Raw genomic sequence first — 11,476 nt, forward strand, 5'->3', positions numbered from 1 at the left:
TATATTTGTAAGGATGAAGAGAACTTTCCCCGCTATCGTCATACTGATCTCCCTCTCACTTTTCGGTCTGATCCTGCTTCAGATCTCATGGTTCCATAACCTGTTGGAAACCACGCGGAACCAGTACGATAATAACTATACGCAGGTGGGGGCCACCGTTGCGGATGAACTCTTCAACAGTACTTCCAAACCCATGCTCAGGCTTCCACGCAGGGGGGGCATGACCTTTAACTCAGACCCGCATTTCCATTTTCTGAAACCTACGCTGGTCGGTGAAAAATTCACTGCCCAGGAAGTGCAGGAAAAGATCCGGGCCAATTTCGACAGGTACAACCTGAAAAAACTGGAATTCGAATTTGCCGTGACCAATGCGGAAGATGAATATGAACTGGGCAGCAAGAACTTTTCCCAGGAATATTTTGATACGTTGAACAACAAACGCCGTTATTTCCCGATCATCCCGATCAATAACCAGGACTTAGAGATCGGTACTCCGGAAATGTTGATCATTGTGGTACCCGATTTTGACAAACAGATCTGGGATGCATTGCGTTGGGTCATTTTTGGGGCTGTTGTATTCATGCTGGTGATCGTAGCAGCTTTCTATGTGACCGTAAAGTCTTTGCTGTACCAGAAAAAACTCAGTGAGATCAAGAGTGATTTCATCAACAACATGACGCATGAGTTCAAAACACCTCTGGCCACCATATCGCTGGCGGTGGATGCTTTGCGTAATGAGAAGGTACAGAACGATAAAGAGAAAACGAAATATTTCAGCAATATCATCAAGGAGGAGAATGTACGCATGAACAAACATGTGGAAACCATTCTTCAGGCTGCGTTCATGGAGAAACAGGAACTGCAGCTGAATCTGACGTCACTGCATGTACATGAGGTGATACAGGCAGTGCTGGACAATTACCAATTGCAGTTACAGGAGAAAGGGGCAAACGTACAGTTGCTGCTGAATGCCCGGAACGACCTGGTGAAGGCAGATGAAGTACATTTCACCAATCTCTTCTCCAACCTGATCGATAATGCGATCAAATATTCCAAGGAGCAGCTCAGCATTGTGATATCGACACACAGTACCAGGAACCATATTGTGATACGGGTGGCAGACAATGGGATCGGTATGAGCAAGGAATCCGTAAAAAGGGTATTCGAAAAATTCTACCGGGCACATACCGGTAACCTGCATAATGTAAAAGGCTTCGGACTGGGTATGAGTTATGTGAAAACCGTGATCGATGCACATAAAGGCAAGATCAAGGTAGACAGTACCCTGGGCAAAGGCACCACATTTACCATTGATATGACCTTATTGCCGGAAGACAAAGCCTGACAGCATTGCTATAGCCATAACAAACTCCCGTCACCATAACTCAGGAAACGGAAATCGTGATCCAGTGCGTACTGGTAGATCTTTCTCCAGTTGTTTCCGGTAATAGCCGCAACCAATAACAACAGGGTGGACTGTGGCTGGTGAAAATTGGTGACAAGTCCTTTTACCACCCGGAACACATAACCGGGAGCAATGATGATCTGGGTCCGTGTGATCAGCCTGTCTGTATGGTGCTGCTGCAACCAGCTAAGCAATGCGTTCAATGCATCTGCAGTACTGATATGCTTCTCGGCCAGTGAATAAGCTTCCCATTGTGTAAGAGTGAGTGCTTCCGGACGGATGGCAGGATGCAATAGCGTTTTTACCCCCAGCCAATAGAGGCTTTCCAGCGTACGAAGTGATGTGGTTCCCACAGCGATCACCGGATCAGTCAGTTGTTGTAACAGTGTCTGGATGAATGCAGCGGTTACATCAATGAACTCTGCATGCATTTCATGGTGTTGCATGGTTTCGCTCTTCACGGGTTTGAATGTGCCAGCGCCCACATGCAGGGTAATAAAAGCGTGACCGATATTCTTTTTCGATAGTTTGTCAAACAGACTTTCGGTGAAATGCAGGCCCGCAGTGGGTGCGGCCACAGAGCCATCGTGTTTGGCATAGATGGTCTGGTACCTTTCCTGATCGGCTTCTTCGGCCTGTCGGTTCAGATAAGGGGGCAGGGGTATCACGCCGGCCATATGCAGTAATTCCGCAAAACTCAGATGGGGATCGTCCCAACTTAATTCAATCAGGTAAGCATCTGTCAGCTGTTCAACTTTTCGGGCGCTTAGGGTAACCTTGGCTGAATCATATCTTTCTATCTGCGCGATCAGCGATCCCTCTTTCCATTTCTTGGCTCCACCTACCAGGCATTTCCAGAGTACCTTTCCTTTTTGCAACATGGCGCTGGTGATATCACCGTACGACTCATGTGGCTCCAGACAGAAGATCTCGATCTTACCGCCATTGGGTTTTTCAAAGAGCAACCGGGCTTCCACCACTTTGGTATTGTTGAATACCAACAGGCTATTGGCTGGTAGATGATCTGCAAGGTTGGCATACAGGTCTTCCTGGATGGTACCCTTGCGGTAAACCAGTAATTTGCTCTGATCCCTTTCTGCCAGAGGATACCTGGCAATGCGATGGTCCGGTAATTCGTAACTGAAATCTTTGATGGAAAGTTCCTGGGGGTGCATGATCGCGGATGCTTATGATTTTTGTTATGATTGCTGGATGATCAGCGCGAAGCTAAAGCAACTGTTCAAATTCAGGTGCCATTAATCGGGGCAATCCTGCAGGCAAATGCATCGGAGCAGTCGCTCGGCTCCGCCGAGTGACGCCTATCTCCAGGCTTCCAGCCTGGGAAATATAAAGTCTCATCGATAGGTCCTGGGTACTATCCGCCCGCATTACCACTTTTTACCACTCCCATGGGTTCATCCCTGCATAAAGTCATAAAAAGCCTTCCGGAATCAAAAAAAGGACATCTCTACCTTCCTGAAAAGGCTTCTCCGACTGACTTTGCCTGAAAAAGTCCTTCATGCCGATATGATTGATTTTTAGGTAGATATAGATCAGGATCACCCATAATTCACAGTTCGATCTCCTGTATTCACTGGTTATCCACAGTAATTCACAGTCATTAAAGAATAGGATTCGAAAAATCGCTTCAAACGCTTTGCTGCATTGCATTACAGGTCAATCTGTTGTGTGGATAAATACAAATGCCCCAAAATGGAGATAAAAGTGGGAAAAGGTGTTATTTTGTGTCAACAAGTGGTAAACTTGAAAATATTTATACCCAAATGAACGGATTTCACGGAGAATATGAAGCAACGGTTGACGCGAAAGGTCGCTTCCTGATTCCGGGCGGACTGAAAAAACAGTTGCCTGAAGGGGAGGGACGTTTCATCCTCAGCCGTGGTTTTGAAAAATGTCTCACGTTGTATCCGATCAAAAGTTGGGAATTGATTATTGCCAAGATCAGCCAGTTGAATGATTTCGACCCCAAGGTACGTCAATTTCGCCGCCAGTTTCTGGGCGGGGCAACGGAAATAGAGCTGGATTCTGCCGGCCGTATGTTGCTTCCCCAAACACTGAGGGAATTTGCCGGCTTAGGCAAGGATATTGTTCTTGCCGCCGCATTGGACCGATTCGAGATCTGGGATGCTAGTAAGTACAAACAGCTCTTTGAGGATTTTTCACCCGAGGCCTTTAGTAACCTGGCGCAGGAAGTGATGACTGAAAAAATTTGAAAATGAGACAATGTGAAAATTTGAGAATGCGACCAGCTCGACGATCAAATTTTACCGGTCTCAGCTTCATTCGTTTTCATCCCGCCGGTGGCGGGATCAAATTTTCAAATTGTCAAATTCAATGAATTATCACATACCTGTATTATACCATGAAACCCTTGCCGGTTTGGCCATTCAACCCGATGGTGTGTATGTGGATTGCACATTTGGCGGTGGTGGTCATAGTAAGGGGATTCTGGAACAGCTGAGTGCTAAAGGGAAACTGATCGCTTTTGACCAGGATGCGGATGCGCAGCGAAATCTGCCGGAGGATGACCGTGTCATCTTTGTAGCACAGAATTTCCGGCACCTGCAGCGGATGCTTCGTTTGCACAAGATCACGCAGGTGGATGGTATACTGGCCGATCTCGGCGTCAGCAGTCACCAGTTCGATGAAGGCGAGCGCGGCTTCTCTATCCGTTTTTCCGGACCACTGGATATGCGGATGGACAGGAGGCAGGGCGCTACGGCCGCTGATATCATCAAGACCTATAGTGAGCAACAGTTGCATAAACTGTTTGAGCAATATGGCGAAGTCACCAACTCCAAAACGCTGGCGAAACATATCGTGCATGAGCGCAAGCACCTGCAATTCGAGACCGTTGAGCAGTTCAAGGCGTTGATCAGTCCCGTGGTGAAGGGAAATCCTAATAAGTACTTAGCCCAGGTGTTCCAGGCTTTGCGAATTGAGGTGAACGACGAAATGGGTGCTTTGAAAGACATGCTGCAGCAGGTTCCTGCTGTGCTGAAACCCGGTGGCCGTGTTGCCATCATCACCTTCCATTCTATAGAAGACAGGGTAGTGAAGAATTTCTTCCGCCAGGGTAGTTTCGACGAAACACCTGATAACCCCTTATTGCCTGTGGTTAAGGAAGAAGTGTTCAGGATCGTTACCCGAAAACCGGTAACGGCTTCAGAGGAAGAGTTGAAAAGGAATACCAGGAGCCGCAGCGCAAAACTGAGGATTGCGGAGAAAATATAAAGAGCCGGGTGTGTTGGTGGATGGAGCCTGTGTAACAAGGCCGGATGCCAATAGACTTGCAACTGATCGTCAATAAACCAATTAACAGAAAGTGTCCGAATCATTGACCGATAAGACCACAAAGAATCCGCTGAAAGGTTTGTTTAACTACCAGTGGATCGTGAAGAACATTCCGTTCTTCCTGTTCTTATCTGTGTTAACGATCCTGTATATCGCCAATGGGCATAGGGCAGATAAGACCATACGTAAGATCAACAGTACAACATCTGAACTGAAGGATCTGCAGTATGAATACAAGACGCTGAAAAGCGAAGTGATGTTCAGGAGCGAAGAGGGGCAGATCGTAAAATCGACGGAGCCGTTGGGATTGAAAGTGAGTAAGGATATGCCCCGCCGGTTACAAACTGAAAAACCTTAAAACGAAACTTAACTATTCAATAAAAGGTGGACGTAAAACGCGACATACTCTGGAGAGTTTACCTCAGTTACATACTGGTGGTGCTTGCCTGTGTGGCCATTTTCGGGAAAGCCATCTATATACAACAGGTGCAGGGAAGCCACTGGCGCAGCATGAGTGATAGCCTGCACCAGAAGCTGGATGAAATAGAAGCGGAGCGGGGAACCATTTACAGTGAAGACGGGCAGATGCTGAGTACCAGTATCCCCCAGTTCGATCTGTACATCGATTTCAGGGTGGATGCTTTGCGTGAAAAGAATGGCCGGTTGTTTCGCGAGAACCTGGACTCTTTGAGTGAGAGCCTGGCAGGACTGTTCAAGGATATGTCGGCCGGAGAGTACAAGGCCTTGCTTAGGGAAGGATATAAAAATGAAGAAGGATATTTTCCGCTGAAGAAAAAGATCTCTTTCCGTGAGTACGAGCAATTGCGGCATTTTCCGCTGTTCAAGCTGGGTAGATATAAAAGCGGGTTGATAGCGCAGGAAAAGACCATCAGGTTGAATCCTTACCAGATGTTGGCATTCAGGACGATCGGTCTGGCGCGGGACTCCAATAAAGTCGGACTTGAAATGACCTACGATTCGATACTGAGGGGCAGGAACGGAAAACAGTTCGTAAGAAGGATCGCAGGAGGGGTGAATGTTCCTGTTGATGATACTTATGAGATAGAACCTGAAACTGGTAAAGATATTGTGAGTACGATCGATGTGTTCATTCAGGATGTAACGGAGAACGCCCTGATGAAGATGATGATGAAGAATGAGGCCCAGACCGGTTGTGCAATTGTGATGGAAGTGAAGACCGGAAAGATCAAAGCTATTGCCAACCTTGGAAAAAGGAGCGACGGAAGCTACTGGGAAGATTTCAATTACGCGATCAGTCCTACAGAACCCGGATCAACCTTTAAGCTGGCTACCATGCTGGCCTTGCTGGAAGACAAGAAAGTATCGCTGAATCAGATGATCACCCTGGAACATGGCGCCTGGAAGATCGCGGGTCAGACGGTATATGATTCTGAAGTGCATAAAGAAAATGATGTGACCGTACAACATGCGTTCGAGTTGAGTTCCAATGTGGCGATGGCCAAGATGGCAGCACAGCATTATTCTTCCAACCCGAACCAGTTTCTGAAGCACCTGAAGAAAATGCGGATGGATACGCTTACCGGTGTTGATCTCTCCGGTGAAAGAAAACCGGTGATCTATAGGCCTGGCGGTAAATTCTGGGGGCCTACCACGTTACCCTGGATGGCTTTTGGTTATAACCTGTCGGTAAGTCCGCTGCAGACAACCGTATTGTACAATGCGATTGCCAATAATGGCAAGATCATGCGTCCTTACCTGGTGAGCGCGGTAAAAGAAGAAGGCATCCTGTTACAGGAGTTTGGCCCGAAACTGATCGATGAAAGTGTTTGCAGCAGCCAGACCTTACAACAGTTGAAAGCCTGTCTCGAAGGGGTTTGTATTTCCGGAACCGCGAAAGAGCTGTTCAAAGGTTCTCCTTATAAGGTGGCTGGCAAAACCGGTACAGCACTCGTGGCAGACGGTAACAGGGGGTATGCCGATAAGATCTACCAGTCTTCCTTTGCCGGTTATTTTCCTGCAGAGAACCCTCAGTATACCTGTGTGGTGATCATCAAGAACAAAGCACATGCACCGGTATATTATGGTGCTGCAGTTGCGGGACCTGTTTTTAAAGAGATCGCTGACCGTTTGTACAGTACTTATATCAGGCAGGCCAATACAGTTATAGCGCAGGCGAAAAAGGACAGTAGTGCATTCAACTATGCCGGTAATAAGAAAGATATCGCGTACCTGTCACAAAAACTGAGGTTATCCTATTCCGATTCCACAACCAGGACGGATGAATGGATCGATATGAAAGGAAAAGATGCGGTGGTGGTACTGAATAAAAAAACGGTTGATAAAAACATCATGCCCCAGTTAAAGGGTATGGGACTGAAAGATGTGGTGTTTCTCTGTGAGAACATGGGCTTGAAAGTGAATGCGAGGGGAAGAGGTAAAGTGGCCGAACAGTCGATCCTGCCCGGTCAGCCAGTGGTGAAAGGGCAGTTGGTGAATGTTGCATTGAATTGATAACGATAAAATAATTGCAGGACACAAATGGTCCGGCATAAAATAATGGCGATACTTAAAGACATATTATACAAAGTGCACCTGAAGCAGGTTCAGGGGGCTACGGGTATTGAAGTGAACGGCATACAGATCGATTCGCGGAAAGTGCTTCCCGGTAATGTGTTTGTGGCGATCCGCGGCGTGCAGTCTGATGGGCATCAGTTCATCGATAAAGCCATATCGCTCGGTGCTGCAGCGATCGTTTGTGAGGAAATGCCTGCTTTGATTACAGAAGGTGTTACCTACCTGCAGGTGAATAATACCAATGAAGCTGTTGCGTATATGGCACACCAGTTCTATGGAGAACCTTCCGCCAAAATAAAATTGGTGGGCGTTACCGGAACCAATGGTAAAACCACGATCGCAACGGTCTTGTTTAAGTTGTTTACCAAGCTGGGTTACCGTTGTGGATTGGTGAGCACCGTGCAGAACCAGATAGGGGAGACCATCATCCCGGCCACGCATACCACACCGGATGCGGTCAGCCTGAATGCATTGTTGAAACAGATGCTGGATGAGGGCTGTACCCATGTGTTCATGGAATGCAGCAGTCATGCCATACACCAGCACCGAATTACGGGCTTGCAGTTCACCGGGGCGTTGTTCAGCAATATTACCCATGATCATTTGGATTATCACAAAACCTTCGATGAGTATATCCGTGTGAAGAAAAGTTTCTTCGATCATCTGCCTTCTACTGCTTTTGCGATCTCGAATGCCGATGATAAAAGGGGTGAAGTGATGCTGCAGAATACACATGCCAAAAAATACCTGTACAGCCTGAAAACGGTAGCAGCTTTCAAAGGAAAGATCCTGGAGAACGCGTTGACCGGCCTTGTGATGCTGGTAAATGATAAGGAAGTGCATTTCCGGCTGATCGGCGAGTTCAATGCCTATAACCTGCTGGCGGTCTACGGTGCAGCTGTTTGTCTGGGTGAAGAGAGCGAACAGGTATTAACGGCACTCAGCCTGCTCAGTGGTGCTGAAGGAAGATTTGATTATAGCATCAGCAGTGGACTGATCATCGGTATCGTGGATTATGCACATACGCCCGATGCACTGGAGAATGTGCTGATGACCATAAAAAAATTACGCAAAGGGCATGAGCAGATCATCACTGTTGTGGGTTGTGGGGGCGACAGGGACAAAACAAAACGCCCCATCATGGCGCAAACTGCCTGTGACCTGAGTGACAGGGTGATACTGACCAGCGATAACCCCCGGACAGAAGATCCGGCACAGATACTGCGCGATATGGAAACAGGATTGAGCAGTTCTGCCAAAAGAAAATATATCTCGATAACAGACAGGAAGGAAGCCATTAAAACGGCGGTGAGTTTTGCCAACCGGGATGATATCATCCTGGTGGCGGGGAAGGGACACGAAAAATACCAGGATATCAACGGGGTGAAACATCCTTTTGATGACAAGGAGATTTTAAAAGAAATGTTTGAATTATTAGGAAAGTGAAATAGATGACAGGTGATGGCTGGCAGACAATGTGCACAGCCACAGCTAACACTAACAACTTTAACTATGCTATACTACTTATTCAGCTGGCTTAACAAAGAGTTTCACCTTCCGGGTACGGGCATGTTCCAGTTCCTTACATTCCGTATTGCGATGGCTGTGATTTTGTCATTGCTGCTGGCAACAGTGTATGGTAAACGGATCATCCTGCTGCTGAAAAGAAAACAGATCGGTGAAAGTGTACGCGACCTGGGACTGGAAGGGCAGGCGCAGAAAAAAGGTACACCTACCATGGGTGGCATCATCATCCTGCTTAGTATCCTGATACCCACACTGCTGTTTGCCAACCTGGATAAAGTATACATCCGCCTGATGATACTCTGCACTGTATGGCTGGGTGTGATCGGATTCCTGGATGACCTCTTCAAGATCAGAGCCAGGAAAGCTGCCCAGGAAAGAGGGGAAGCCTATAAAAAGAAAGACAGTGATGGATTGGCCGGTATCTCAAAGATCATCGGGCAGATCGGTCTCGGTGTTATCATTGGTTTGACCCTTTATTTCAGTAATGCAGTGACCGTTGAGAGGGAAGTGATCACCAGTCCGCAGGCACAACTGCAGCAGGGGGAGCGCCTGGCAAAGGATTCCAACATTGTTGTGAGGAAGCTGAACGGTATTGAAAAGAAGTTCGTGAAAGTGAAAACCCCCATTACAACAATCCCTTTTGTAAAGAACCACCAGTTCAACTATAGCAAACTGATCAGTTGGATCGGTCCGGGTGCGGAGAAGTATACCTGGGTGGTGTATATCCTGATAGTAACCTTTATCGTAACGGCCGTTTCGAACGGAGCCAATTTAACGGATGGGCTGGACGGACTGGCAGCCGGTGTGAGTGCGATCATTGGTGCGGGTATCGGGGTGTTCGTCTATGTGAGCGGTAACTACATTTTCGCAGACTACTTTGATGTAATGTATATCCCCAATCTGGGTGAGTTATCCATTTTTGTGGGTGCATTTGTGGGAGCCTGCATCGGGTTCTTATGGTACAATGCCTTTCCGGCGCAGGTTTTCATGGGCGATACCGGCAGTTTGGCTTTGGGCGGTATCATCGCTTCGCTTGCCATTATTGTTCGTAAAGAATTATTGATCCCAATTTTCTGCGGTGTGTTCCTGATCGAGAACCTGAGCGTGATCATCCAGGTGAGCTATTTCAAGTATACCAAGAAAAAATATGGTGAAGGGAAAAGGGTGTTCCTGATGAGTCCCCTGCATCATCACTACCAGAAAAAGGGATTTCACGAAAGTAAAATAGCAGTGCGGTTCTGGATCATTACCATCATCTGTGTGGTACTGTCCATTGTAACACTGAAAATGAGGTAAAAGATGGCGCATAAACTGGTGATACTGGGCGGAGGAGAAAGCGGCATCGGTGCAGCTATCCTGGGAAAAAAACAAGGTTACGATGTATTCCTGAGCGATGGTGGCCAGCTGAAAACATCCTACAAACAAGAGCTCTTTGATAATGGAATTGCATTTGAAGAAGGACAGCATACAGCTGAAAAGATACTGTCGGCAGATGAAGTGATGAAAAGTCCGGGTATTCCTGAGAAGAACGAGATGGTGAAACAGATCAGGGCCAAAGGTATACCGGTGATCAGTGAGATAGAGCTGGCGTACCGTTTCAAGGGTGATAGTAAGATTGTTGCCATCACGGGCAGCAATGGAAAAAGCACCACTACGGCACTCACCTACCATATCTGCCGAACAGCCGGTTTGGATTGTGCCATGGTGGGCAATATCGGGATCTCGTTTGCCAAACAGGTGGCACTCGATCCCAAAGAGGTCTACGTGGTGGAAGTGAGCTCTTTTCAGTTGGACGATATCAAAGAGTTCCGGGCAGACATAGCGGTGTTACTGAATATTACCGAAGACCATCTCGACAGGTATGAGTACAAGTTCGAGAACTATATCAACAGTAAGTTCAGGATCATCAATAACCAAACAGAAAAAGATCATTTCATCTATTGTCTGGATGATGAAGTGATCATGCAAAAAATCCCATTACTAACCATTCATACTAACCCATTACCATTCTCTATGAAACAAGAAGTAAAAAAAGGCGGCTACATCAAGGGCGACCAGATGATGCTGAGAATCCAGGAAGAAAGAGTAAGCATGAGTATCTATGACTTTGCTCTGAAAGGTAAACACAACAACTACAACACTATGGCAGCAGGAATCGCAGCCGCTACGCTCGGCATCCGCAAAGAGAAGATCCGCGAGGCAGTAAAGAACTTTCACAGCCTTGAGCATCGTATGGAGTTTGTGGCCATGGTAAGGGGAGTTGAATTTATTAACGACAGTAAGGCAACCAACGTGAACAGTACCTGGTTTGCCCTGGAAAGTATGAACAAGCCGACCATATTGGTATTGGGTGGTACCGATAAGGGAAACGACTACAGTCTTATCGCCGACCTCGTAAAAGAGAAGGTGAAAGCCATAGTATGTATGGGAGTGGACAATAAAAAGATCATAGAGGCTTTCAAAGATATTGTGCCAACGATCGTAGAGACCGATTCGGCCAAGAAGGCGGTGAATGCTTCCTTTAAATTGTCAGCTAAAGGTGATGTGGTTCTGTTAAGTCCGGCCTGTGCCAGTTTTGACCTCTTCAAAAATTATGAGGACAGGGGCCGTCAGTTTAAAGATGCAGTAAAAGAATTGTAAATAGGCAGGTCTGTGGTATGAGGCAAGAACCCT

At 47.0% G+C, this 11,476-nt stretch carries 9 protein-coding genes; 8 read left to right on the forward strand and 1 reads right to left on the reverse strand.

All coding sequences use genetic code 11. The features are described 5' to 3' along the window. The first annotated feature begins 13 nt into the window (after positions 1 to 13). Positions 14 to 1,345, forward strand: a complete 1,332-nt coding sequence (locus tag ACH3Y6_RS14095) for a sensor histidine kinase (protein WP_490836265.1) — start codon at positions 14 to 16, stop codon at positions 1,343 to 1,345. Between the two features lie 8 nt (positions 1,346 to 1,353). Here the strand turns inward: ACH3Y6_RS14095 and ACH3Y6_RS14100 are convergent, their stop codons facing one another. Next, positions 1,354 to 2,580, reverse strand: a complete 1,227-nt coding sequence (locus tag ACH3Y6_RS14100) for an S-adenosylmethionine:tRNA ribosyltransferase-isomerase (protein ID WP_490836266.1) — start codon at positions 2,578 to 2,580, stop codon at positions 1,354 to 1,356. Positions 2,581 to 3,189: 609 nt separating this feature from the next. Between ACH3Y6_RS14100 and mraZ the strand changes: the two genes are divergently transcribed. From mraZ to murD, 7 genes are all read left to right on the forward strand, one after another. Next, complete coding sequence (mraZ, locus tag ACH3Y6_RS14105) at positions 3,190 to 3,639, forward strand: division/cell wall cluster transcriptional repressor MraZ (protein WP_490836267.1); 450 nt, start codon at positions 3,190 to 3,192, stop codon at positions 3,637 to 3,639. A 121-nt stretch (positions 3,640 to 3,760) separates the two neighbouring features. Further along, complete coding sequence (gene rsmH / locus ACH3Y6_RS14110; RefSeq protein WP_490836268.1) at positions 3,761 to 4,660, forward strand: 16S rRNA (cytosine(1402)-N(4))-methyltransferase RsmH; 900 nt, start codon at positions 3,761 to 3,763, stop codon at positions 4,658 to 4,660. Between the two features lie 91 nt (positions 4,661 to 4,751). Continuing rightward, positions 4,752 to 5,078, forward strand: a complete 327-nt coding sequence (locus ACH3Y6_RS14115) for an FtsL-like putative cell division protein (RefSeq protein ID WP_490836269.1) — start codon at positions 4,752 to 4,754, stop codon at positions 5,076 to 5,078. Between the two features lie 26 nt (positions 5,079 to 5,104). Further along, on the forward strand, positions 5,105 to 7,213 hold the full coding sequence (locus tag ACH3Y6_RS14120) for a penicillin-binding protein (protein ID WP_490836270.1): 2,109 nt from the start codon (positions 5,105 to 5,107) through the stop codon (positions 7,211 to 7,213). A 45-nt stretch (positions 7,214 to 7,258) separates the two neighbouring features. Further along, complete coding sequence (locus tag ACH3Y6_RS14125) at positions 7,259 to 8,722, forward strand: UDP-N-acetylmuramoyl-L-alanyl-D-glutamate--2,6-diaminopimelate ligase (protein WP_490836271.1); 1,464 nt, start codon at positions 7,259 to 7,261, stop codon at positions 8,720 to 8,722. 66 nt (positions 8,723 to 8,788) lie between these two features. Then, positions 8,789 to 10,099 (forward strand): phospho-N-acetylmuramoyl-pentapeptide-transferase, encoded by a 1,311-nt coding sequence (gene mraY, locus ACH3Y6_RS14130; protein ID WP_490836272.1) that lies wholly within the window; start codon positions 8,789 to 8,791, stop codon positions 10,097 to 10,099. 3 nt (positions 10,100 to 10,102) lie between these two features. Further along, a complete protein-coding gene (gene murD, locus ACH3Y6_RS14135; protein WP_490836273.1) occupies positions 10,103 to 11,443 on the forward strand; it encodes a UDP-N-acetylmuramoyl-L-alanine--D-glutamate ligase in 1,341 nt (446 codons plus the stop codon). Positions 11,444 to 11,476: the final 33 nt, after the last annotated feature.

This window comes from Sediminibacterium sp. FW305-C-269 (assembly GCF_058231045.1).